General features: G+C 72.5%; 15 protein-coding genes. 11 read left to right on the forward strand and 4 right to left on the reverse strand.

What is annotated here, in order from left to right:
• Positions 1-132: 132 nt before the first annotated feature.
• The 6 genes from nhaA (at position 133) to JKJ07_RS03940 (ending at position 7,231) form a co-directional block, all read left to right on the forward strand.
• Positions 133-1,413 (forward strand): Na+/H+ antiporter NhaA, encoded by a 1,281-nt coding sequence (gene nhaA / locus JKJ07_RS03915; protein ID WP_202989803.1) that lies wholly within the window; start codon positions 133-135, stop codon positions 1,411-1,413.
• Between the two features lie 531 nt (positions 1,414-1,944).
• Positions 1,945-2,580 carry a fasciclin domain-containing protein gene (locus JKJ07_RS03920; RefSeq protein WP_202989804.1) on the forward strand — a complete coding sequence of 212 codons (636 nt, stop codon included), beginning with the start codon at positions 1,945-1,947 and terminating at the stop codon, positions 2,578-2,580.
• 20 nt (positions 2,581-2,600) lie between these two features.
• Positions 2,601-4,091: a molybdopterin-dependent oxidoreductase gene (locus JKJ07_RS03925; RefSeq protein ID WP_202989805.1), complete on the forward strand. Its 1,491-nt coding sequence runs from the start codon at positions 2,601-2,603 to the stop codon at positions 4,089-4,091.
• A gap of 42 nt (positions 4,092-4,133) precedes the next feature.
• Complete coding sequence (locus tag JKJ07_RS03930) at positions 4,134-5,669, forward strand: serine/threonine-protein kinase (RefSeq protein WP_202989806.1); 1,536 nt, start codon at positions 4,134-4,136, stop codon at positions 5,667-5,669.
• 57 nt (positions 5,670-5,726) lie between these two features.
• Entirely contained in the window at positions 5,727-6,530 is an 804-nt protein-coding gene (locus JKJ07_RS03935; protein ID WP_202989807.1) for a GVDTG sorting domain-containing protein, read from the forward strand.
• Positions 6,527-7,231, forward strand: coding sequence for a class F sortase (locus tag JKJ07_RS03940; RefSeq protein WP_202989808.1), 705 nt, complete (start codon positions 6,527-6,529; stop codon positions 7,229-7,231). The genes JKJ07_RS03935 and JKJ07_RS03940 overlap by 4 nt, the downstream gene beginning before the upstream one ends.
• On the opposite strand, the gene JKJ07_RS03945 is transcribed toward JKJ07_RS03940, so the two are convergent.
• A complete protein-coding gene (locus JKJ07_RS03945) occupies positions 7,153-8,073 on the reverse strand; it encodes a DUF5996 family protein (RefSeq protein ID WP_202989809.1) in 921 nt (306 codons plus the stop codon). The two genes, JKJ07_RS03940 and JKJ07_RS03945, sit on opposite strands and share 79 nt — an antisense overlap.
• A gap of 296 nt (positions 8,074-8,369) precedes the next feature.
• Here JKJ07_RS03945 and JKJ07_RS03950 point away from each other — a divergent pair, with 296 nt between their 5' ends.
• Together JKJ07_RS03950 and JKJ07_RS03955 are read left to right on the forward strand one after the other, a co-directional pair.
• Complete coding sequence (locus tag JKJ07_RS03950) at positions 8,370-9,974, forward strand: alpha/beta hydrolase (RefSeq protein ID WP_202989810.1); 1,605 nt, start codon at positions 8,370-8,372, stop codon at positions 9,972-9,974.
• A complete protein-coding gene (locus JKJ07_RS03955; protein WP_202989811.1) occupies positions 9,971-10,276 on the forward strand; it encodes a GNAT family N-acetyltransferase in 306 nt (101 codons plus the stop codon). Before JKJ07_RS03950 ends, JKJ07_RS03955 begins: the two co-directional genes overlap by 4 nt.
• A 47-nt stretch (positions 10,277-10,323) precedes the next feature.
• On the opposite strand, the gene JKJ07_RS03960 is transcribed toward JKJ07_RS03955, so the two are convergent.
• Positions 10,324-12,126 (reverse strand): protein-arginine deiminase family protein, encoded by a 1,803-nt coding sequence (locus JKJ07_RS03960; RefSeq protein ID WP_202989812.1) that lies wholly within the window; start codon positions 12,124-12,126, stop codon positions 10,324-10,326.
• A gap of 202 nt (positions 12,127-12,328) precedes the next feature.
• On the opposite strand from JKJ07_RS03960, the gene JKJ07_RS03965 reads away from it, so the two are divergent.
• Positions 12,329-14,182: a substrate-binding and GGDEF domain-containing protein gene (locus JKJ07_RS03965; protein ID WP_202989813.1), complete on the forward strand. Its 1,854-nt coding sequence runs from the start codon at positions 12,329-12,331 to the stop codon at positions 14,180-14,182.
• 34 nt (positions 14,183-14,216) lie between these two features.
• Positions 14,217-17,192: a TIM-barrel domain-containing protein gene (locus tag JKJ07_RS03970; RefSeq protein ID WP_202989814.1), complete on the forward strand. Its 2,976-nt coding sequence runs from the start codon at positions 14,217-14,219 to the stop codon at positions 17,190-17,192.
• 4 nt (positions 17,193-17,196) lie between these two features.
• Here the strand turns inward: JKJ07_RS03970 and JKJ07_RS03975 are convergent, their stop codons facing one another.
• Both JKJ07_RS03975 and JKJ07_RS03980 read right to left on the reverse strand, forming a co-directional pair.
• On the reverse strand, positions 17,197-17,568 hold the full coding sequence (locus tag JKJ07_RS03975) for a hypothetical protein (protein WP_202989815.1): 372 nt from the start codon (positions 17,566-17,568) through the stop codon (positions 17,197-17,199).
• Between the two features lie 80 nt (positions 17,569-17,648).
• Entirely contained in the window at positions 17,649-21,209 is a 3,561-nt protein-coding gene (locus JKJ07_RS03980) for a S8 family serine peptidase (RefSeq protein ID WP_307834108.1), read from the reverse strand.
• Between the two features lie 195 nt (positions 21,210-21,404).
• On the opposite strand from JKJ07_RS03980, the gene JKJ07_RS03985 reads away from it, so the two are divergent.
• Positions 21,405-23,672: an ATP-binding protein gene (locus tag JKJ07_RS03985; RefSeq protein WP_202989816.1), complete on the forward strand. Its 2,268-nt coding sequence runs from the start codon at positions 21,405-21,407 to the stop codon at positions 23,670-23,672.
• Positions 23,673-23,702 lie beyond the last annotated feature (30 nt).

Consider the following 23,702-nt stretch of genomic DNA (forward strand, 5'->3'; position numbering starts at 1 on the left):
CGGTGATGTGAGGTGCGGTGATGTGAGCTGTCCCGCTGCCGGAGGCGCCGCGGCCGGATAGGGTTACCGCAGGTGTGCCGGGAAGTCTGGTCGGCGATCGCTTTGCCGACCCCATTTCCCCCGGAGCCGCCCGTGAATGCCCCGCGCAAGTCCGCCCCGCACCTGTTCGGCCGTGGTTCGTGGCCCGAGGCCCGCCGCGTCGCCGAGATCCTGCGCGCCGAGACCACCGGTGGCATCCTGCTGCTGGGCGCGGCCGTGGCCGCGCTCGTCTGGGCCAACTCACCCTGGTCGGGTGCCTATCACGACCTGGCCGGCATCACGATCGGCCCGCACGCGCTGCACCTCGACCTCAGCCTGGCCGGGTGGGCCGCCGACGGCCTGCTGGCGATCTTCTTCTTCGTCGCCGGGCTCGAGCTCAAGCGCGAATTCGTCGCCGGCGACCTGCGCGACCCGCGCCGGGCGGCCCTGCCGGTGGCGGCCGCGGTCGGCGGCATGGCGATCCCGGCCCTGCTCTACGTGCTGATCAACGTCACCATGAGCAGCGGCGCCCCGGTCGGCTGGGCGGTGCCGACGGCCACCGACATCGCCTTCGCGCTGGCCGTGCTGGCCGTGGTCAGCACCAGCCTGCCCGCGGCCATGCGCACCTTCCTGCTCACCCTGGCCGTCGTCGACGACCTGCTCGCCATCACCATCATCGCGGTCTTCTACACCCAGTTGCTGCACCTGATCCCGCTGCTGGTCGCGCTGGTGCCGCTGGCGGTCTTCGGCCTGCTGGTGCAGCGCCGCGTCCGCTCGTGGTGGCTGCTGCTGCCGCTGGCCGCGGTCACGTGGGCGCTGGTCCACGCGTCCGGGGTGCACGCCACCGTGGCCGGGGTCCTGCTCGCGTTCACCGTGCCGGTGCGGGGCGGGCTCGCCGAGCACTTCGAGCACCGCCTGCGGCCGCTGTCGGCCGGGTTCGCCGTGCCGGTCTTCGCCTTCTTCGCCGCGGGCGTCACCGTCTCGGGCGGCCTGGGCGCGAGCCTCGGCGACGCCGTGACCATCGGCATCATCGCCGGCCTGGTGGCGGGCAAGACGATCGGCATCACCGGGGCGACCTGGCTGGTCCAGCGGTTCACCCGGGCCCAGCTGGCGGCCGGCCTGAGCTGGTGGGACGTGCTGGGGCTGGCCCTGCTGGGCGGGATCGGCTTCACCGTGTCGCTGCTGATCGGCGACCTTGCCTTCGGCGTGGGCAGCGAACGCGACCAGCACGCGAAGCTCGGCGTCCTGCTCGGCTCGCTGATCGCCGCGCTGCTGGCCACCGTGGTGCTGCGCATCCGAGACCGGCACTACCGCCGGATCAGCGCCGAGGAGAGCGTCGACGCCGACGCCGACGGCATCCCCGACGTCTACCAGCAGGACAGCGAGCGCGCGTGACCACGTCCGGGGTCGCGCCGCTCGGTTGATGCCATGAACGTCGTGGCGGGCGACGGGGCCGGTTGTCACGGCGTTCGGGTGGCCGGCTCGGGCCAGTCCGGGAGCGTTCGGCGGGGCCGGCCAGGGTGAACAGCAGAAACCCGCCGGTGGTGGGCAGCGGGCCGAGGTGCGAGACCGCGCGGGGTGCGCACCCCACCGCCGGCACGGCGGCGCCCAGGCTGAGCAGCCCCACCGGCAACACGTTCCAGGCGCCGCTCATCGCGGCCGTCCAGGACGATCCGCCCCCGGCGAGGCGGAGCCCGGCCCAGGCTGCGGTGGCGGCCACGGTGGCCGGCGTGGCCAGGCGGGTCACCGTCCCGGCCCTGAGGTCGCGCCGCCCGGCCAGCGTCAGGGCGACCGCGGCCAGGACGGCCGTCTACCCGGGCGACGCCGCTGAGGAGGCCCCGAAAATTGCCGGGAATCCGACCCATCCGCGTCCAGTGCCGTTCCGAATAAAGGGGGTAAAGCCGCCAAAACAGGAGGAACATTCGCATGCGTACTTCCAAGATCACCGCACTGACCGCTGCCGTGCTCTTCTCGGTCTCGCTGACCGCGTGCGGGAGTGACGACTCGACGACCAGCAGCGATCAGCCCGCCGCCGCGCCCACCATGACTAGCGAGGCGCCGATGGCCAGTGCCGCGCCGGCCATGGAGAACTTCGGCAGCGGGTGCGCCGCCGTGCCGAGCGATCCCTCGAACAAGGGCAGCTTCCAGGCCATGGCCCAGGTGCCCGTGGCCACCGCCGCCTCCGGCAACCCGCTGCTGTCCACTCTGGTCTCCGCGGTCAAGCAGGCCGGGCTGGTCGACTCGCTCAACTCGGCCGACGGCATCACCGTCTTCGCGCCGACCAACGACGCCTTCAAGAAGATCCCGGCCGCCGACCTCAAGAAGGTGCTGGCCGACAAGAAGATGCTGACCGACATCCTGACCTACCACGTCGTGCCCGGGAAGCTGACCCCGGCCGACCTCTCCGGCGCCCACAAGACCCTCGAGGGCAAGGACGTGAGCGTCATGGGCTCGGGCGAGGACTTCAAGGTCGCCGGCACTGCCTCGGTCATCTGCGGCAACGTGCAGACGGCCAACGCCAACGTCTACATCATCGACTCCGTCCTCATGCCGAAGAGCTGAAGCGGAATGTCGAAGAGCTGATGCGTAACCTGCTGCGCGACGCCGCCGCAGGGGTGCTCGCCGCCGGGCTCGGGATCGCGGTCGCGGAACTGTTCGCCGCCGCGACCCGGCCCGACGCGGCGCCCCTGATCGCCGTCGGCGGCGCGATCATCGACGCCACTCCCACGGCGGTCAAAGAGTTCGCCGTACGGGAACTGGGCTCCTATGACAAGCCGGTGCTGCTCGCCTCGGTCGGCCTCGTGCTGGCCCTGTTCGCCGCGGTGCTCGGCATCCTCGGCCGCCGCCGGCGGTTCCTGGTCGCAGCGGGCGCTGTCGTGCTCGGGGCGGCCGGCGCCACCGCCGCGCTGACCCGGCCCACCGCCTCGGCCTTCTCCCCCGTACCGGCCCTGCTCGCCGCGACGATCGCCGGGGCGACGCTGTGGTGGCTGCTGCGAGCCGCCGACCCACTGGCCGGGCGGGTTGGTGGTGGCGCCGACAAGACGGGCAACCGGCGAGCCTTCCTACGCGGCGCGGTGCTTGTCGCCGGCGCCGCGGTGTTAACCGAGGCCGGCGCTCAGCTTGTCACGCGTACGGTGCGCCGTGTCAGTACGAAGCTGGCCCTGCCCGCACCGGCATCACCGGCAAAACCCGCTTCGGCGCTGGCGATCACCCCCAGCGCCGATTTCTACCGGGTCGACACCGCGCTGACCGTCCCCCGCATCGACCCCGACACATGGGAACTGCGCGTCCACGGCATGGTCGGTACCGAGCTCAGGCTCTCGCTGGACGACCTGCTGCGCCGGCCGCTGATCGAGCGCGACATCACCCTCAACTGCGTCTCCAACGAGGTCGGCGGCCCCTACATCGGCACGGCCCGCTGGCTCGGGGTGCCGCTGGCCCCGCTGCTGCACGAGGCCGGCCTGCGCCCGGAGGCCGACCAGATCGTGGCCCGCTCGGTCGAGGGCATGACGATCGGCACGCCCGTCGCCACCGCCCTCGACGGCCGCGACACGATGCTCGCGGTCGCCATGAACGGCGAGCCGTTACGACCCGAGCACGGCTTTCCCGTACGCATGCTGACCCCCGGCCTGTACGGCTACGCGGGCGCGTGCAAATGGGTCACCGAGCTCGAACTGACCACGTTCGCGGAGTTCGACGCGTACTGGGTCAAGCGCGGCTGGGCCCGCCCCGGCACCGTCCGTACGGCGTCCCGGATCGACAAGCCCCGCCCGTTCGCCCGCCCGGCCGCCGGAAAGGTGACCGTGGCCGGGGTGGCCTGGGCCCAGCGCCGCGGCATCGCCAAGGTCGAGGTCAGCGTCGACGGCGGCGCCTGGCGGGCGGCCGAGCTGCTGCCGGTCCCGTCGATCGACACGTGGGTGCAGTGGCGCTGGACGTGGAACGCCACTGCCGGGCCGCACTCGCTGGCGGTGCGGGCCACCGACGGCACCGGGCAGGTGCAGACCGAGGCCCGGGCCACGCCCTTCCCCAGCGGCGCCACCGGACGCCACACCATCACGGTCACCGTCGAGTAGATCCCGACCCATCCGCAACATCACCGGCTCCGAATCCCTCGTATGGGACGGGATCGGGATGCGGCGAAGAACGACCTGGTGGGCGGGCGATACCGGCTGCTCGAACTGGTCGGCTCAGGCGGGATGGGCCGGGTCTGGCGGGCTCAGGACGAACTGCTTCAGCGGGTGGTGGCGGTCAAGGAGATCACCGTGCCGTCGACCGCCCTGACGGCCACGCAGAGCATGCGCGAAGCGAGGGCGGCCGCCCGGCTCGATCACCCTGGCGTGATCACCGTCTTCGACGTCGTCTGGCAGGAGGAACACTCCTGGCTGGTCATGGAGTACGTGCCGGGCCGGTCGCTGCAGCAGGTGGTCGACGCTGACGGGCCGCTGTCCCCCGGCCAGGCCGCCCGGCTCGGCCTGCACGTGCTCTCCGCCCTGCGCAGCGCGCACGCCGCCGGGGTCCTGCACCGCGACGTGAAACCGGGCAACATCCTGCTCTCCACGGACGGCCGGATCGTGCTCACCGACTTCGGCCTGGCGGTCATCAGCGACCCCGAATCCGGGGCGCCGGACCCGCTGCTGGGCTCGCCGCAGTACGTGGCACCCGAACGGCTGCGCGCGCAGGAGACCGGCACCCCGGCCGACCTGTGGTCGCTGGGTGCCACCCTCTACACCGCGGTCGAGGGGCGGGCGCCGTTTCAGCGCGATGATGTCGAGGCCTCGCTGCAGGCGCTGCTCAACGACGAGCCTGACCCGCCGCGCCGGGCCGGGTCGCTGACCGCCCCGCTGCTGGCCCTGCTCAAGAAGGACCCGGAGAGCCGGCCCGACGCGGAGCAGACCGCGGGCTGGCTGGAGACGATCGCCGGCGCCCCCAAACCCATCGCCGGCACGGGGTTCGCCCCGGTCGCCCGGGGCATCGCCACGGTCACCGCCAGGCAGCGCCGCCGCCCGCGTACGGCCTTGGTGGCCGGGCTCTCGCTGGCTCTACTGGTCACCGGGGGCGGCGCCTACGCGGCCCGGTCGCATCAGACCGGGACGGCCCAGCCCGCGGCGGTGGAATCGTCCGTTCCCGTCGCGACCCCCAGCCTTCCGGCCGGTGACCTGTGCGGGGTCGGCGCCGACCGGCGGACCGTCACCCCCGAGACCACCCGCGTGCCGGCCGGACTGCCGGAGGGCTGGATCTGGTCCCGCGACCCGGCCGGTTTCGCGCTCGCCCTGCCCGCCGGGTGGCAGCGGTCGACCAGCGGCAACGAGGTCTGCTTCGGCGACCCGGCCGGGCTGCGGGCCTTCAAGGTGACCCAATCGCCTGTACGGACCCGGCAGCCGCTCGCCTATTGGCAGGCCCGCGAGAAGGACGGCGGGTTGCCCGGATATCAGCGCATCAGCATGGGCGTCCTGCTGCTCAAAAGGGGAGGCGCCGACTGGGAGTACACCTGGCGGCCCGACTCGGACACCACGCTGCGCGAACGCCGCATTTTGATCGCGACGTCGGACGACCGCTCCTACCTGCTGCGCTGGACGACCGCCGCGCCGGACTGGGCGCAGGCCCTGCCCGTACAGAAGCAGCTTGTGAATTTGTTCGCCTCCGCCCGCTGACGCCCCCCGAACCTCCGCTCGCTGAAGATCCCTGACCGTCCTCGGAAAGGAAACCGCATGAGAATGCGCCGAACCCTGTACGCCGTCCCCGCCGTGGCCGCGCTGCTGCTGGCCATCCCCACCGCGGCCCTCGCGAGCGAGAGCGTGCACGTCAAGCTGCTCGAGCTCAACAACACCAAAGCGAGCGGCGACGCCACCCTCACCGCCACCGACAACGGCGACCTGAAGATCAGCATCCGCTCGACCGGGCTGGTGCCGAACTCGCCGCACGCGCAGCATCTGCACGGATCGGCCACCGGCATGGACTTCCACTGCCCCGACATGTCGGCCGACAAGAACGGCAACGGCTACGTCAGCACCGAGGAGGGCATGCCCGTCTACGGCGACATTTTCGTCTCGCTGACCACCAAGGGCGACACGTCCAAGGCCAGCGGGCTCGCGGTCGACCGGATGCCGACCGCCGACGCGAAGGGAAACCTGAAGTACGACCGTACGATCGCGGCGGCCGACCTGCCCGAGGGCACGATCGAGCACCTCAAGGACCTGCACATCGTGCAGCACGGCGTCGACGCCAACGGCAACGGCAAGTACGACCTGGCCGGGCTCGGCGAATCCACGCTGGCCCAGGCGGCCGGGCTCAGCGGCATCCCCGAGGAGGCGACCGACCCGGCCACTTGCGGCATGGTCGCGGGCGCGGCGGTCGGCTCGGTGCCGGTCGGCGGGGTGGGCACCGGCGACGGCAGCACCCACGACCGAGCCGCCGTCTGGTACGGCACCGGCGGTCTGGCCCTGCTCGCGGCGCTCGCCGTCGTTGTCGTCAGCCGCCGCCGCTCGTACGTGCTGAGCCGCGCCCAACGATGACCCGGCCCCGCACCTTCGCCCTGGTGATCGCCGCGCTGCTGGCGATCGCCGGTGCGGCCGCGATCGCCGTCGGCCGGCACGAGCAGCCCGCCGCCGAGCCACCCCGGTCAGCGCCGCCGTCCGCCTCGACCACCAAAAGCCCGGCCACCAAAAGGCCTGAGACCGGCACCGACGAGCTCACCCGGGGCACCCTCCTGCCCACCTCAGCCCCCACCCGCGTACGCATCCCCGCGCTGCACGTCGACGAGCCGGTGACCGGCCTCGGCCAGAACCCCGACGGCTCCATGCAGGTCCCCACCGACGCCCGCACCGTAGGCTGGTACACCGAGGCACCCACCCCCGGCTCGCTAGGACCGGCCGTACTCGCCGGCCACGTCAACTACCACGGCACCGACGGCACATTCGCCCGCCTCTCCACCCTGCACCCCGGCGACCAAGTCGAAGTCACCCGGCAGGACGGCGTCACCGCGGTCTTCGCGATCACCCGCGTCGACCGCTACGCCAAGGACCGGTTCCCGGCCGACGCCGTCTACGGCGCGATCGACCACGCCGGCCTGCGCCTGATCACCTGCGGCGGCGACTTCGACGACCGCACCGGCCACTACGTCGACAACATCGTGGCCTACGCCGAGCTCCGCACCGCCGTCGGCAGGTCCAGGGCCGGGCGGTCCCAGCCGGCCAGGTCGGCGGCCGCCGCGTAGGTCGAGCGGAGGAACTCGAGCAGCACGGCGTCGGGATCGGCCGCCTCGGCCACCTTCTCGTACGGGAGCACGCATTCCTGCAAGTTCTTGTCGTAGTACGCCCCGGTGCGCTCGGCATAGCCCGGGGGTTCCGGATAGGCGTACGAGTAGAACGCGCCCTCCTCGCCCCCGCCCGGCCAGAAGCCGAAGCTCGCCAGCTCGTGGGAGTAGCCCTCCTGCATCACCCACGGCGGGCAGTTGGGGGCGCCGCCGGGGTGGTCCGGGGCCAGGCGGCCCGAGAAGCGGGTGTGGGCCAGGTCCATCGCGCCCCAGAAGAAGTGCACGGGGCTGGCCTTGCCCACGAACTCGGAGCGGAACTGCCCCAGCACCCGCTGCGCCTGCAGCAGTTGCCGCCAGAACAGTTGCACGGCCACACCGTCGTACGAGCAATGGGTCTGGTCCTCGGCGAACGGGATCGCGGACTCGACCTCGTTGGGCACCGCGTGGATCTGCGGCTCGAGACCCAGCGAGGCCAGCGCGGCCATCGTCTCGCCGTAGAAGTCGGCCACCGGCTTCGGCTCGAGCGCCACCTCGCGGGCCCGCCCGTCGCTCGTGCGCAGGTGCAGCCGATGGGCGACGAAGTCGAACTCGACGTCGAACATTCCTTCCCCGTACGGGATGGCCGACGTGCTCAGCCCGCGCGCGGTGGGGTAGAGCGTGCAGTGCCACCAGTGGTTGACCGCCGGCGCGTACGCCATCCGCACCTTCCCGACGATCTGCGTCCACATGTGCACGGTGTCGCGTGTTTCGGTCCAGCCGGCCGTCTTGAGCCGGGGCCAGGACCGGGTGATCGGGTCTGTCATCGGATCAGCTCGCCGCCTTCAGGATGACGTCGGCCACCGCGCCGGGCTGGGAGGCCGGGATCGCGTGCGACGCGCCGGCCAGCTCCACGATCGTCCGGGCGCCGGCCCGCTCGGCCATGAAACGGTGTGCGGCGAGCGGGATGTTGCGGTCCAGCTCCGGATAGACGAACCAGGACGATGGTCGGCTTCATGGCAGTGAACTCTCGACGCCGGCTCCCGCTGCCCGCAAGGCCCCTGGGAGAAGGGTCACCGGGGCCTTGACCGTGTGCCGACAACACGGTGTCTGATCGCGGACCATGAATGTCAGACGACTGCTGATCGGCGGTTTCATGACGGTCGCCTTGGCCGTCGCGGGTGCTGCCGTCCCGACTGCCGCCTCGGCTGCGCCGTCCGAGGGCCGCAAGGTCGATGCGGTGCCGACGCCCGTGCTCGACTGGGCCCCCTGCTTCACGATCGCCGAGTGCGCCACCGTACGGCTTCCGCTCGACTACGACCGGCCACGCGGTGCCACGACCGAGGTCGCCGTGCTGCGGGTCAAGGCCCGGGATCAGGCCAACAAGATCGGCAGCCTGTTCGTCAACCCGGGCGGGCCCAGCGTTGCGGCCACCCGGCTCGCCCTGGCCGCGCCGCTGTTCATGAGCGACGAGGTGCTCGACCGGTTCGACATCGTCGGCGTCGACCCGCGCGGCATCGGGCTCAGCGCGAACGTCCGCTGTTTCGCCTCGGCCGAGCAGCAGGCGCCGGTGCAGCGCAACCTCGACGTCGCGTTCCCGGTCACCAGGGCCGAGATCCGGGCGTACGTGGAGGGCTCGAAGCAGTACGGCCGGGCCTGCTCGACCACCGGCCGGCCGTTGTCGGGCGCGATGTCGACGACCGAGGTGGCCCGCGACCACGAGGTGATGCGCCGCGCGGTCGGCGACCGGAAGCTGACCTTCCTCGGCCTCAGCTACGGCAGCGTCCTCGGCCAGTACTACGCCAACATGTTCCCCGACCGGTTCCGCGCCCTCGTCGTCGACGGCGTGATCGACGCCCAGGCCTGGGTCGGCAACCCCCGCCAGATCCTCGACGAGCGGATCAACTCCTCGGGCGGCTCGGCCCGCGCCCTGACCGAGATCCTCCGGCGCTGCGACCGGGCCGGGCCCACGGCGTGCGCCTTCGCGGGCGGCAACTTCAACACCTTGGCCCGTACGCTGGAGGCCGAGCCGCTGGCGGTCGGGAAGTACACAGTCACGTACGCCGACTTCATTTACGCGGTCCTCGAAGCCATGTACCTGCCGACGGCCGCGCAGGAAGTTCCGGTTCTCGCCGCCGAGATGCGGGACGCGCTGCACGGCGACACCGCGGCCCTGCTGCGCCGGCTCGAGGCAGCCGAGGCGGGCACGCCACCCGACACCCGGCCCTACAACAACGACCTAGATGCGTTCTATGGCGTGGTCTGCTCCGACGGCCGCTTCCCGGCGCGGACCGAGCAGTGGCCCGCGGCCGTGGCGGCCCGCGAGCAGGTCAACCCGTACTTCGGCGCGGCCCTGGGCTGGAAGGACAGCGCCTGCGCGAGCAAGACCTGGACCGTACGGGATGAGGACCGCTACACCGGGCCGTTCAACCGGCGTACGGCGGCGCCGGTGCTGGTGGTCGGCAGCTTCTGGGACCCGTCGACCAACTACGCCGGGGCCGTCGCGACGAGCCGCCGGCTGCCCAACTCCCGTCTGCTGTCCAGCACCAACTTCGGCCACACCGCGTACGGGCTCGGGGCTTGTGCGACCGCCGCGACCGACCACTATCTGCTGACCGGCAAGCCCCCGGCCGACGGCACTGTCTGCACCGACGCGGCTGTCGCGAGCAAGCAACTGGCCCCGCTCGCCGTGCCGTTCCCGCGATCCGTCCTGGCGGTGCCCCGATGAGCGACACCGTCGAGGTGCACGACAATCCCGCCCAGCACCGCTACGAGATCTCGGTGGCGGGTGAGCTCGCCGGGTTCGCCGTGTACTTCCTCGAGAAGCACCGCATCGTCTTCATCCACACCGAGGTGCTGCCCGCGTACGAGGGAAGGGGTCTGGGCACTCGCCTCGCCCGCGACACGCTCGACGACGTCCGCGGGCGAGGGCTGCGGGTCCTGCCGGCGTGCCCGTTCTTCGCGAGGTTCATCGGGAGCCACCCGGAATATCAAGACCTGACCCGGGTCCGGGACAGCACCGGCCCTTGACCTGGGCCCCAGCGGGATGCGGACCGGCCGGCTGCGGACCGGCTGGCTTAGGGGTAGGCACGGAACGTGTTGGTAGAGCAGTGGATCTCGCCCTCGGAGACGTGCGCCGAGATCAGGTCGTCGACGAACGTGACTTGGTAGCCGATCTGGTTCAGGGCCGCACTTGTGGCGTCGGCGAACAGGTCGCGGCCGTTGACCAGGGGGCCGTACGGCGTGGGGGCGACATACCGTCCGGCGTTGACGACCAGGCCGTTGACGACGTTGGGGGTTTCGGCCACGCCCTGGCGCATGGCGTTGAGGGCGGCCATGGCCTTGTCGCGGGCAGGGCCGGCCGGCAACTCCTCGGCCGCGGTCTTCTCGATTGCCCAGTCCAAAGAGCGGGCCGTGAACAGCACTGGGACGCGGACGATCCGGTCCGGGGTGAGGCCGAGCTTGCCTACGTTGGCGGCGATGCGGGCGGCGGCGATGCGGTTCGTGTCGACGAACTGTTTGTCGGCGCGGAATTCGGCGATTGTGCGCTGGTCGATCCGCCCGTCGTACGGCCATTCCAGGGTGGGCAGCCCGCCGTGCAGTTTCTGGGTGCCGGGGGCCTTGGACAGCAGCGCGAGGCCGGCCGTGGGGTCGGCGACGATCGCGCGCCAGCCTCCGGCGTACGGGAGGAACTGGATGAACTCGTCGACGTGGCCGATCGTCAGCCAGCCGGTGTCCACGGTGACGATTTGCTGCGCGCCTTGGGAGCGGAAGAACGTGAGGATCTCGCGCGACGGGGTGTTGCCGACAACGATCGTGCCGTGGGGGTGGCCGGGTGTGGGCGGCATCGTTTCCAGGTTGCCCATCGAGTCGTACGTGTTCATGTCGTCGATGCCCGCGACCGGCACCCCGGGCACGTGCACGACGGCCACGTCCGGCCCGCGCAGCTCGGTGTAGGTGATCCGCGCGGCCTGGCGGTGCAGGTCGTTGACGGTCGGCACGAGCACGCGCTGGCCGTGCGGCTTGCCGTCGGGGCCGGGCATCACCTGGTAGGCGGGCTCGAACAGGTCCTGCATCCACTCGTCGCCCCCGGTGTCGATCCGGGTCAGCGGCACCCCCTCGGGCAGCACCTCGGCCGTCTCGTCGCGCCATTTCCGGCCGCTGTCGTCGCTCGCGTCGGTGGTCAGCACGCGCTGCAGCTTCGCGGTGTTGAGCTGGGTGAGCACGGGGGCTTCCTTGAGCCGTACGAGGGAACTGGTCGTTCGCCCGCCCGCGGTGACCCGCAGTGTGACCGTGGCGCCGCCGTCCCACACCGTACGGTCGCGCACCACATCGGTGCCCTCGAGGCCGAGCTGCACCCCGCGGCGCAGGTCAGCCGGACCGAGCGTGGAGGCGACCTGCCAGCCGGCCCGCTTGACGAACAGCCGGACCTTGCCGGTGGTGGTCAGCGTCGCGGTCGCGTCGGCGGGTGCGTCCGGCCATGCCCCCACCCGCAGCCGGGTCAGGTCCAGCTCGTCGGCGGCCCCGTTGACCACCGTGTCGGCGGCGTCGTTGCAGGCGGCCAGCTGCCGGTCGGCCTGGTTCTGCTCGATCCGGTGCGACCTGCGCAGCGCCAAGAACTCCGACTCCAGTTCGAGCTTGTCCTTGGCCTCCTGGAACCGCTCGTCGGCGGCCTCCTCCCGGCCCACGGCCGCGGCGGCGATCGTCCGGGCCTTGGTCCGGCACGCGTTCGCGTCGTCGTCGAGGTTGGCCAGGAAGACCGCGCTGAGGGCCTGCAGCCCGGCCACCGGCGCCGCCCCCGCGAACGCCACCAGCGGAACCCCGGCCAGCACAACCCCCGCCACCCCGGCCGACAACCAGATCATGTGTCGTCGTCTCATGGCGCCCGATGCTCACGCCCGGATGTCAGGGACCTGTTGTGCCGCCGTAGTGATCCGATCAGCGCACCCGCCGTGGATCCAGCTCGACAGGTCGCCGACGAGGAAGACGTTGGCGCCGGGCCTGATCCGGCCGAACCATCGGTCTGCTGAGCGCCGGGCGGTATCGTCGCCTATCGGCGCAGCGACACGCGGAGGGGGCTCGATGACCGTCCTGGGCGTTCTGTCCCCTTTTCTGGGCGGGTGGTATTTCGGCGGTCTGCTCGAGGGGATCGCGCGCGCCGCGGCCGACGCCGGGGCCGCGGTCGTCGCGCTGCAGACGCTCGACGCGGGCACCGACCAGATCGAGCTGACCGAACCGCCGCACCCGGCGCACCCGCTGGCCTGGGAGCACGCCGCCGGCTTCGTCGTGATCGTCAACGCCGCCAGCGGCAAATACCTGCAGGAGCTGCAGGCCACCGGCCGCCCGGTGGTCGTGGTCAGCCACGACTACCCCGAGCTGGACTGCCCGTCCGTCTTCCCCGACAACCGGGTCGGGGTCCGGGCCGCCGTCGAGCATCTGATCCGGCACGGGCACCGGCGGATCGCCTTCGCCGGCTTCATGGGCGCGAGCGACCAGCTGCAACGCCACGAGACCTACCAGCAGGCGCTGCGCGACCACGGCATCGAGCCCGATCCGGAGTTGCTCTTCGAGGCGACCGACAACCAGCAGGCCGGTGGCGAAGGGGCGGCCCGGGCGATGCTCGCGGCCGGGCTGCCGTCCACCGCGGTCGTGGCCGGCACCGACTTCAACGCGGTGGGCATCCTGCGGGTGCTGGCCGAGGCCGGCTGCCGGTTGCCGGAGGAGCAGGCCGTCGTGGGCTTCGACGACCTGTCGGACGCGTCGTTCACCGAGCCCCGCCTGACCACCGTGCGGCAGCCGCTGTTCCAGGTCGGCGTGACCGCGGCCGAGGTGCTGCTGGCCGCGATCGACGGCACCGGCGGGCCGGCCGAGCGCCACGAGGTCCCGACGGAGCTGGTGGTCCGCGAGTCCTGCGGCTGCCCGAGCCCGGTCGACGCGGAGTCGTTGCGGGCCGGCGCCAGGTCGCAATATCGGGATCGCACCCGGCTGCAGCGTTCCCTCAGCACCCAGTACGACGTCAGCCTCGACCTGCTGCGCAGCCACGAGGAGGACCCCCGGCAGCTGGGCTGGCTGCGCCGCACCTCGGTGCGGGCCGGCTGCCTCGGGCTGTGGACCCCCGGCGAGCCGGGCCTCGAGATCGCCGGCCGCTTCAACCGGTCCGAGCTCGTCTCCCCACCGCTTCCGCCGGTCACGGCGGCCGGGTTCCCCCCGGTGGGGATCCTCGAGGCGGCCCGCGCCGAGCCCGGCCTGCTGGCCTTCGTCGTGCCGGTGCGGGTCGGCGACCGGGATTGGGGCCTGCTGGCCACGGTCGACCGGGTCGACCTGCAGCCGGCCACCGGGCGGGAGACGATCAACCAGTGGGCGGCCCTGCTGACGGGTGCGCTCGACTATCAGGCCGCCATGCACACCCTGCGCGAGCAGGAGGAGCAGCTGCGGGCGAGCGCGCTGCACGACCACCTCACCGGCCTGCCCAACCGCACCTACTTCCTGCAGCTGCTGACCGCCGCGATCACGCGCGGCGCGGAGGTGGCAGTGCTCTTCGTCGACCTGAACGACTTCAAACAGATCAACGACACGTACGGGCACGCCGTCGGCGACCAGATCCTCATCGAGGCGGCCGGCCGGCTGCGGACCGAGCTCGGCGCCCTCGGCACGGCTGGCCGCTTCGGCGGCGACGAGTTCCTGGTGCTGCTGGACGCGCTGGCCGACGGTCACCCGCCCGAGGCGATGGCCCGGCGGCTGCTGTCCGCGCTCAGCCGCCCCTACCGCCCCGACGGCCACCAGCTGAAGGTCTCGGCCAGCATCGGCGTCGCCCTGGCCCACGACCCGACCGGCGCCGACGCCGACGCCCTGATCCGCGAGGCCGACGCCGCCATGTATCGGGCGAAGTCGCGGCGCACCGGGGTCGAGGCGGCATCCGTAAAGGACATCAACTAAGCCGTTTACATCGATGTACATCTATGGTTGAGGAATGACCTCACGACGCGATTTCCTCAGGACGGCCGGGCTCGCGGCGGGCGGCGCCGCCATCGGCAAACCCTCCCTGGCGCGGGCCGCGGCCGTGGAGACGCTGGCGGACTACGCGAGCCACACCGCGGACGCCCGTACGGTGACCGTGACGAGCACCAGTGGGCAGCGTCTGCGGATCACCGCGTACGGGGGTCATATCGTGCGGGTGCGCTACGCCCGCGCGGGTGAGACGTTCTTCGCCGACAGCCGGTACGAAATGGTCGACCCGGCCAGTCACGGCGGGATGGGCGGCTCACTGACCGTGGCCGACGGCGCCGACGCCCTGACGATCACCACCGGGCCGGCCGACGGGATCAAGGTCGTGCTCAGCAAGAGCCCGCTGCGGGTCGCGTTCCACCGCAAGGCGGACGACGTGCTGCTGGCCGGGGAGGACGCGACGCACAGCATGACGTGGGACGGCGACAACTACAGCGTCGTCCGGCAGACCTTCGTCGCGCCGGCCGCGGGCGAGCGGTTCGTCAAGGCCGGGCACGGCTTCATGGGGCGGGCGCCGCGGGTCGACCGCACCGGCGAGATCGTCGCGCACAACTACGGCCGGGCCAGCAATCGCAGCGAGCAGTCGCCGGCCATCGTGCAGCTCTACCTGTCGTCGCGCGGGTATGCCGTGTTCGTCAACACGACCTTCGACACCACGTTCAACTTCGGCAGCGGTGGCGTCTACGAGTTCTCGGCCGACGAGCACAACACCCCGGGCGTACGGCCGCAGATGGACTACTTCGTGATCCAGGGCCCCCGGTTCGCGCAGCTGCTCGACCGCTACACCCAGCTCACCGGGCGGCCCCGGCTGCCCCCGCTGGGCATCTTCGGGCTGCAGATGTCGGACAAGAACTTCCCCGGGGTCAGCGATCAGACCTGGTGGGTCAACAAGATCACCGAGCACCGCGGCCAGGGGTTCCCGCTCGACCTGCAGGTGCACGACAACCGCTGGCGCGCGGGCAGCGGCGGGTGGAGCGGCTCGTGGTTCGAGTTCGACGCCGGACGGTGGCCCGACCCGGCCGGGTTCAAGCGGTGGGCCGACGAGCAGGGCATCAGCACGTCGCTCGACTACAACCGCAACAACTCCAACCTGATGGCCGGGTGGGTCCCGGGGCCGCCGCCCGGTTACAGCTTCCAGCCCGCGGACATCAGCGGTGTGACCGAGAACTACTCCGTGCCCGACTGGTCCAACCCGGCGACCCGGGCCTGGGTGTGGAACGTGTTCTGGACCAAGGCGCTCGACCCGGCGCTCGGCTTCCCCGGTGACGCGTTGTGGCTCGACGAACCCGACGAGCTCGGACCCATCCCGTACGGCGCCATCGCCGCGAACGGGCAGCGCTGGTCGGAGCTGCGCAACGCGTACTTCCTCTACCTGGCCAAGGCCGTCGGGCAGGAGGGGTGGGACCGGCACATCGGACCTACGCGGCGACCGTTCATCTTCAGCCGCGGGGCCACGGCCGGCCAGCAGCGTTACGGCCATCTGTGGACCGGGGACACCCAATCCACGTACGGGGAAATGCAGCAGCAGATCCGGGGCATGCTCAACGCCGGGCTCGGCGGCTTCCCGTTCGCGAACGTCGACGGGGGCGGGCACAACGGCAACCCGATCCCGCCCGACATGTATCGCAACTGGGTCGCGGCGTGGGGCGCCCTCTCCCCCATCTGGCGCCCGCACGGCTACGGCGACACCGCCACCCTGGGGCAGCGCGCGTCCCGCTGGCCCACCGACCAGCCCGCGGCCGAGAGCAACGACTTCCTCCGGTACGGCCGCCTGCGGTACACGCTGCTGCCGTACGTCTACACGATCGCCCACGCCGCGCGCGCGACCGGCATGCCGATGGCCCGCGCGATGGTCGTGGACCACCAGGACAACCCGATGGCGTACAGCCACGACCAGCAATACATGTGGGGCCCGTCGATCCTGGTCATGCCGGTGACGACCGGGACGGCCGGGGCGGTCCAGCCGGTCTGGCTGCCGGCCGGCGAGACCTGGTACAACTTCTGGAGCGAGGCCAAGTCGGTCGGCTCCGACACCAGCGAGAAGCAGTTCGTGACCCGTACGGGCGAGATCATCCTGTACGTGAAGGCGGGCGCGATCCTGCCGCGCTACCGCTACGCGCAGAGCACCCGGTTCCTCGACAAGACCCACCTCGAGCTGGACGTCTACACGGGCCGGGACGGCGTGTTCGACCTTCTCGAGGACGACGGCGTCAGCGAGAGCCCGCAGGCGGCCGTCACCGCGGTCACCTTCACCCACGCCGCCCTGACCGTGGCCGTCCGTCACCCCGCGGGGACGTATGCGGGCGCCCCCGCCGTACGCCGATACGTGGTCCGCTACCACGGCTTGTCCGCGCCGGTCGGCCTGCGCGTCGACGGCGGGCCGGCCCTGGCCGCGTTCACGAGCGAGACCGCGGCCGTGCTGGCCGGCAGCGGGCAGACGTGGGACGCCAACCGCAAGATCCTGTCGGTCGTCACCCCGCCGGTCCCGGTCGTGACCGGCGGCGGGGTCGCGGCCACGGTCCGCCCGAGCGGCGAGCCCTTCCCCGCCGTCACCGGCCCGGTCGTGCACGCCGCCGAAGACGCGGCGCTGACCGGGGTCGCCCTCGGCACCCAGCATCCGGGCTACACCGGCAACGGCTACGCCGACTTCACCAACGCCACCGGCGACTCGGTCGAGTGGACCGTCACGACGCCCACCGCCGGGACGTACGCGCTGGGCTTCCGCTACACCAACGGCACCGGCGCCGACCGTCCGCTGGCCGTCGCCGTCAACGGGACGACCGTGGCCGCGGCGCTCCGGTTCCCGGCGACCGGGGGCTGGTCGGTGTGGCGGACCGCCACCCTTTCCGCGAGCCTCCCGGCCGGGACGGTCCGGATCCGCGCCACCGCCACCGGGGCGAGCGGCGGCAACCTCGACTGCCTGACGGTCACGCCGGCCTGAGCCGTCAGACCTCCAGGTCGGCCTCGATGCGGCTCAGGCGCAGCCGGGCCAGGCCCAGGTTGGCGCGGCTCTTGCTCAGCGCCAGATAGAGGAACAGCGACCCGCCGCCGCGGGTCTGCAACGGCCGGATCAGGTGATACTGGCTGTCCATCGTGATCAGGAAGTCCTCGATCCGATCGGGCAGCCCCAGCATCTCCAGCGTGCGCTGCTTGGCCCGGACGACGTCGGTGTTGCCGGCCGCGGCCACGCTCATGTCCAGCTCGGGCGAGCCACCCAGCACGCCGAGCGTCAGCCCGCTCCCGCTGTCGACCAGCGCCACACCGAGCGCGCCGTCGATGTTCATTGCTTCCTTGAGCGATACCTCGATGCTCGCCATGTGCCCTCCCCAGGACTTTTGCCCCGCAGCCTAGTTGATCAAAGACGAGCGCCGGGCCACGGTGCGGCCCGGCGCGGCGTTCATCTCAGCCCGAAGGCCCGGGTGATCGTCTGCTCGACGCTGTTGCCGTACGAATCCCGGGCGGCCGCCCGCAGCGTGACGTGCTGCGCGGTGCGCGGTGCCCGCAGGTCCGTCGTCCAGCCGTCGCCACTCCGCTTCAGGCGCTGGCTCACCCAGGTGACGCCGTCGTCGTAGGACACGTCCAGCGCGGCCGACGTGATCGTCTTGCTGCTCGGGGCGCCGGGCAGGTGGGACGGCACGACCGTGATCCCGGCCGAGCGGGACGCCCGGTGCGCGAGGTCCGTGCCCACCCGGTAGTCGAGCTGGATCAGCGGGAGCCGGGCGGTCTTCGCGTCCGAAACAAAGTCCCAGACCGTACGGGTCCGGGCCGAGTACGGGTAGTTCGCAGAGTCCCGCTGGGTCGTCGTGACCAGGCGGTACGGCAGCCGCTGAGGCTTCAGCCCCGAGTTGCGGTCGATCCAGTTGTACGCGTTCTCCTCGACCACGGTCTTGCCCTGGGTGAGCGTCGCGGTCATCTCGCCCCCGTCCGGGAACGCGACGCCCGCGTGGTTCGCGCCGGAGTCGCCCCAGCCGGGGATCTCGGCCACGATCCGGTCGCCCTCGCGGCGCGGCAGCGTGACCGCCTCGTTGATCCGCGGGCGCTGGATCGCGCCCAGCCACGTCTCGCTGGTGCGGCTGCCCGCCTGATAGGTCGTGGCCCCGCCGAGCTGGAACGAATACAGGTCGTCCATGTCGCTCGACCACGTGACGCCGGGCTGCGCGGTCACCCAGTCGGTGCGGAACCGGTCGGAGCGCATCAGCAGGGTGGAGCCGACCTTGACCGGGGTGTCCGGGTTGTAGTCGAAGCGCCGCTCGGAGATCTCCCGCGCCGAGCTGCGCTGGAAGTCGACGTCGACGCGGGCCAGCTCACGCTCGGCGGGCCGGTAGGTGACCGACTTCGGCACCCCGGACGGCCAGTAGCGGACCAGGTCGTACAGGTAATCGGTGGTGGGGTCGGAGGCGACGCGCAGGCTCACCCTGCCCCGGCCGAGCCGGCTGATCAGGCGTTCGCCGCCGTCCTTGGTCAGCGAGACCACGGCCAGTTTCGTCTTGTGGGTGGCGTCGAAGTAGCGTCCGGGCTCGTCGTTGACCACCGCGAGCACCGCCGCCCCGGCCTTCTCGGCCGCCGCGACCTGCCCGTCCAGGTCGGACCGCCGGACCACCGCGATCTTGTCCTTGACGTTGACGGCCGCGAACTCGGCCGTGGTGCCCTTACCGGCGAAGACGGCCTCGAGCTGCTTCGTGCCGGCGGCCGGCGGCGTCGAGCCGGGCAGCAGGATCAGGTCGTCGAAGGAGTCACCGAGCGACAGCACCGGCTCGGTCTTGCGCCAGCGGGCAGTCACCGACATCTTGCCGTCGCGGGCCTTCTGGCCGGGGGTGAGCCAGATGCTGTCGTAGTAGCGGCCGAGGATGTAGGAGTCGGTGGCCTTGGCCGTGCCGCCCAGCTCGCGGTGGTAGTCGAGGCGGACCTCGGTGTCGGTCGTGGTCTTGGGCGTGATCGCCTGCACCTCGCGGGTGGCGGCGGCCTTCAGGGCCACGGTGGTGTCCTTCTCGACGACGACCGTGGGCTCGCTGAGCAGGGCCAGGCCGCGGGAGTTGGGGCCGTGGGCGCCCTCGACCTCACCCCACATCCAGACCGCGTAGCGACCCTGCGACACGAGCACGTCGATCGGGCCGCCGTCGAAGGTGACGAAGTTGTAGTAGGCGCCGGCCGGGTCGCCCTCGCGCAGCAGCATGATCGAGCCGGGCATGGGCTCGCCGCCGCGGCCGGTGGGCTTGATGGTCAAATGCCGGGGCTGGTCCTCGGTGCTGAGCCCGACGACCGTGTCGGCCACCCGCGCCCCGCCGCTGGTGGCGACGACGCTGCCGGTGAACCGGCCCTTCTCCGGTGTGCTGCCGAGGTCGGCCGAGACCGTCACCGTGGCGGTGCCACCGGCGGGCACGCTCACCTTCGCCGCGGACAGCTCGAACAGGGCCGGCCCGTCCACCTTCAGGTCCAGGTCGACCGGGGTGGCGCCGCTGTTGGTGTAGGTGATGGGCCGCTCGGTCGTGCCGGTCGGCTCGTCCTGCAACGGGTGGATGCCGAGGTAGGCCGAGGCGCTGGCGAAGACTGTCGCCTTGGTCGTCGCGGCGATGTCGAGGCGGCCGCTGCCGGCCTCGTACGGGCTGTAGTCCGGGGTCGGCTTGGCCGTGCTGACCAGCGCGTCCTTGAGCTGCCCGCCGGTCCAGCCGGGGTGTTGCGCGGCGAGCAGGACGGCCGCGCCGGCCACGTGCGGCGTGGCCATCGAGGTGCCGCTCATCGTCCGGTAGAGCCCCTCGCCCTCGGTCGAGAACTGCGAGCGGGCGGCCAGGATGTTCACGCCGGGCGCGGTGATCTCGGGCTTGAGCGCGCCGTCGGCCAGGCGCGGCCCGCGGCTGGAGAACTCGGCGAGGTGGTCGTCGGCGTCCACCGCGCCCACGGTCAGGGCGGCGTCGGCGGCGCCGGGCGACCCGACGGTCGTCTCGGTGGGCCCGCTGTTGCCGGCCGCGATGACGAACAGGGCCCCGGTCTCGGCGCTGAGCTCGTTGACGGCCACGCTCATCGGGTCGGTGCCGTCGGTCGGGTCGCCGCCGAGGCTCATGCTGATCACCTTGGCCTTGCGCTCGCGCGCGGCCCACTCCATGCCCGCGATGATCCACGAGTCCTGGCCGGAGCCGCCGTTGTCGAGCACCTTGGCGATCTCGAGGTCGGCGCCGGGGGCGACGCCGCGCTCCTGGCCGCCGGAACCGGCCCCGGTGCCGGCGATGGTCGAGGCCACGTGCGTGCCGTGGCCGTGCCCGTCGGTGACGTCCTCGCCCGGCACGAAGCTGACGCTCGCCTCGACCTGCCCGGCCAGATCCGGGTGCGCGGCGTCGATGCCGGTGTCGAGCACGGCGACGTCGACGCCCTCGCCGACGTTGCCGCCCGCCCACACGGCCGGGGCGCCGATCTGGGCCACGCTGTCGGCCAGGCTGGCCTTCACCTTGCCGTCGAGCCAGACCTTGTCGATACCGTGCGCGAACGTGCGGGCCATGCTCGTGCCGGTCAGCGACGCCCAGAAGTCGTCGCCGCGTTCCGTGGTGACCGCGCGGCCCTGGATGCTGGGCAGCGCGCGCACCTCGGTGCTGGCCGCGGGCAGCGTGTCGGCACGGCGGCCGGCGGCGGCGTTCTGATAGCCGAGGATGACCGGCAGCCGAGTGCTCGCGGCATCGCCGTAGCCCTGGCGCAGCAGGTAGGTGATGTTGAACAGCCGCTTGTCGAGCCGGCCGGCGCCGACGTACGGCAGCGCGCTGTCGGGATAGACGTACGTGTCCGGGCCGACGGTCGTGACGTGCGCGCCGACCGGCTCGCCGTCCGGGCCCGCCACCGTCGTGACGCCGGGCCGGACGGTGACCTTGTCACCGGTGATGAGGGTGATCGTCGTGCTGCTGACCGGGCTCTTCGCCGAAGGGGCGGGCTGGGCGTGGGCGGGCGCCGGCGGGGTCACTGCCAGCGTGGTCACGGCCGCGACGATGAGCGGCAGGGACCGGCCGAAAGGATGGAGCGTCAACGTAATACCTCGACTCGATCAGAGGCCTGAAGTGCCGGTGACGCTACAAGCACGGACTTCGATATCTTGGCCGATGATCTTCGGCGTTAACCAGATGGAAATCGAACGCGTAGCTGCTCGACATGAGCCCGGCTATCGTCCACTTCGGTGTCTCAGCTGACCTCGTTCTTCGCCCTGCCCACGCCCGGCCCCTTCGTCGGGCGGAGCCGGCAGCTGGTCTCGCTGCGCGCCGAACTCGCCCGGCCGTCGGCAATGGTGCTGCTCAGCGGCGAGGCCGGCGTAGGCAAGAGCCGGCTGGTGGCCGAGTCGCTCGAGGACGGCGGGCTGCCGGTGGTGGTCGCGCACTGCGACGACCTGCGCGAGCCGCAGCCGCTGGGGCCGTTGCTCGACGGGCTCCGGGTCGCGCACACCGCCGGCACGTTGCCGCCCCCACGCCCGCCGGACCCGGAGGCCGGTGTCCTGGCCCGGCTGCTGCCGTCGCTGGCCGACCGGCTCCCGCCCGCTCCCCCGGCGCTGCCCGACCCCGACGCCGAACGCGCGCGGCTCCTGCGCGCGGCGGCGGCCCTGCTGGCGTCGCTGGCCCCGGTGGCCCTCGCGCTCGAGGACCTGCAGATGGCCGATCCGGCGACCTTGCAGCTGCTCGACCACCTCGGCGCGCACCCGGTGCCGGGGCTCAAGATCCTGATCACCGTACGGGAGGGTGAGTCGCCGCCCGGGTGGCATCCCGGCCCGGCCGTACGGCGGCTGCGGGTGCCCCCGCTGACCCGCGCCGAGGCCGGCCGGCTCGGTTCCGCCCTGCTGGCCGGGTCCGACGCCGAACCCTTCGCGGCCCACCTGTACGAGCGCACGGCCGGGATCCCGTTCCTGGTCGAGGAGGTCGTGCGGTCGCTGATCACCGACGGCGCCGTCGACGCCGTCCGCCGCGATCCGGGCACCCTGGCCGACGTGGCCGTCCCCGCCCTGCTGCGCGACGTCCTGGCCGCCCGCCTGCGCAACCTCGACGAGGTCACCCGCGAGATCCTCGGCGCGGCCGCGGTGCTGGGCCTGGCCGCCGACCCCTACCCGCTCGCCGCGATCGTCCGGACCGGCGAGGCCACGGTCGCCGCGGCGCTGCAGCAGGCGCGGGCGGCCGGGCTCCTGCACCAGCGCGAGGGTCGCTTGTGGTTCCGGCACACCCTCGCCCGTCAGGTCGTGCACGAGCTCCTGCCCCCGGTCACCCGCCGCTTCCTGCATCTGCGCACGGCCCGGCTCCTCGAGGAGCAACAACCCCGGCCGTACGCGCGGCTGGCCCACCACTACCGCGAGGCCGGCAGCCCGGCCGATCACGTCCGCAACGCCGAGGCCGCCGCCGACCTGGCCACGGCTCGCGGCGACGACGGCACGGCCGCCCGCTTCCTGCTCGACGCCGTCGCGCACCCCGGCCTGCCGCGCCCGGTCCGGGTCCGGCTGGCCGCCAAGCTGAGCCGCTCGGCCATCGAGAGCGTCGCCCAGACCTCGGCCATCCCGCTCATGCGCGAGCTGATCGCCGATCGCCGGCTGCCGCCGGGCGCCCGCGGCGAGCTGGGGCTGGCCCTGGGCCGGATGCTGCGGCAGCAGGGCGAGGCCCGGGCCGGGTACGAGGAGATCGAACGCGCGGTGCCGTACCTGCGGCACCACGGGCGGCGGGCGCGGGCGCTGGCCGTGCTGTCCGCCCCCGACACCGTGGTCGACCGGCACCTGAGCGAGCATCAGGCCCGCTGCGCTCAGGCCGCGCGGGCCGCCGCCGAGTCGGGCGAGCCGTCGGCCGTGCTGGCGGTCGAGATCGCGCGGCTGTCCCTGCTGCTGGAGAGCGGCGACCCGGCCGCAGGGCGGGCCGTCACCGCCGCCGCGGCCGGGCTGGCCGGTCACCCTCGCGAACGCGCCCGTGCCTGCTTGAACTGGGCCCAGGGCGCGCTGCACGTCGGCGACACCACGCTGGCCGCGACGATGCTGGCGACCGGGCGGCGGCTGGTCGACGACGCCGACTACGAGCGGTTGCGCCCGCTGGTCGAGCTGACCACGTACGGGCTGGAGCTGGCCACCGGCGAGTGGGCCGGGCTGGAGCAGCGGCTGCTGCGCTTCCTCGACCGGCCGGACAGGTTGCCGGTGGCGATGCCGGACGCCCGGCTGTATCTGGCCCGCCTGCGGTATCGGCAGGGCGACCTCGAGGCCGCGGAGCGGGGCCTGCGCGAGGTGATCGCCGAGGCCGGCCGGGTGGGGGCGCCGTGGCCGCTGATCCCGGCCCGGACGACGCTCGCCGAGCTGCTGCTCGCGCGGGGCGACCGGGCCGCGGGCGAGGCCGAGGCCGCGACGGCTCTGGCCCTGGCGGCGGCCAAGGGGCTGCCCGCCTGGGGTCGCGAGGCCGCCCGGCTGACGGACTCCGTTAAGGTCCGCTGAGTGGATCTTTAAGGGTTCCTTAGGAAGGGC

Source organism: Paractinoplanes lichenicola (assembly GCF_016785085.1).
Lineage (GTDB): Bacteria > Actinomycetota > Actinomycetes > Mycobacteriales > Micromonosporaceae > Actinoplanes > Actinoplanes lichenicola.

Excerpts from the sequence above, each read along its gene's own strand:
- JKJ07_RS03920 (WP_202989804.1), top strand. The coding sequence starts at position 1,945 with ATGCGTACTTCCAAGATCACCGCACTGACCGCTGCCGTGCTCTTCTCG.
- JKJ07_RS03925 (WP_202989805.1), top strand. The coding sequence starts at position 2,601 with ATGCGTAACCTGCTGCGCGACGCCGCCGCAGGGGTGCTCGCCGCCGGG.
- JKJ07_RS03930 (WP_202989806.1), top strand. The coding sequence starts at position 4,134 with ATGGGACGGGATCGGGATGCGGCGAAGAACGACCTGGTGGGCGGGCGA.
- JKJ07_RS03935 (WP_202989807.1), top strand. The coding sequence starts at position 5,727 with ATGAGAATGCGCCGAACCCTGTACGCCGTCCCCGCCGTGGCCGCGCTG.
- JKJ07_RS03940 (WP_202989808.1), top strand. The coding sequence starts at position 6,527 with ATGACCCGGCCCCGCACCTTCGCCCTGGTGATCGCCGCGCTGCTGGCG.
- JKJ07_RS03945 (WP_202989809.1), bottom strand. The coding sequence starts at position 8,073 with ATGACAGACCCGATCACCCGGTCCTGGCCCCGGCTCAAGACGGCCGGC.
- JKJ07_RS03950 (WP_202989810.1), top strand. The coding sequence starts at position 8,370 with ATGAATGTCAGACGACTGCTGATCGGCGGTTTCATGACGGTCGCCTTG.
- JKJ07_RS03955 (WP_202989811.1), top strand. The coding sequence starts at position 9,971 with ATGAGCGACACCGTCGAGGTGCACGACAATCCCGCCCAGCACCGCTAC.
- JKJ07_RS03960 (WP_202989812.1), bottom strand. The coding sequence starts at position 12,126 with ATGAGACGACGACACATGATCTGGTTGTCGGCCGGGGTGGCGGGGGTT.
- JKJ07_RS03965 (WP_202989813.1), top strand. The coding sequence starts at position 12,329 with ATGACCGTCCTGGGCGTTCTGTCCCCTTTTCTGGGCGGGTGGTATTTC.
- JKJ07_RS03970 (WP_202989814.1), top strand. The coding sequence starts at position 14,217 with ATGACCTCACGACGCGATTTCCTCAGGACGGCCGGGCTCGCGGCGGGC.
- JKJ07_RS03975 (WP_202989815.1), bottom strand. The coding sequence starts at position 17,568 with ATGGCGAGCATCGAGGTATCGCTCAAGGAAGCAATGAACATCGACGGC.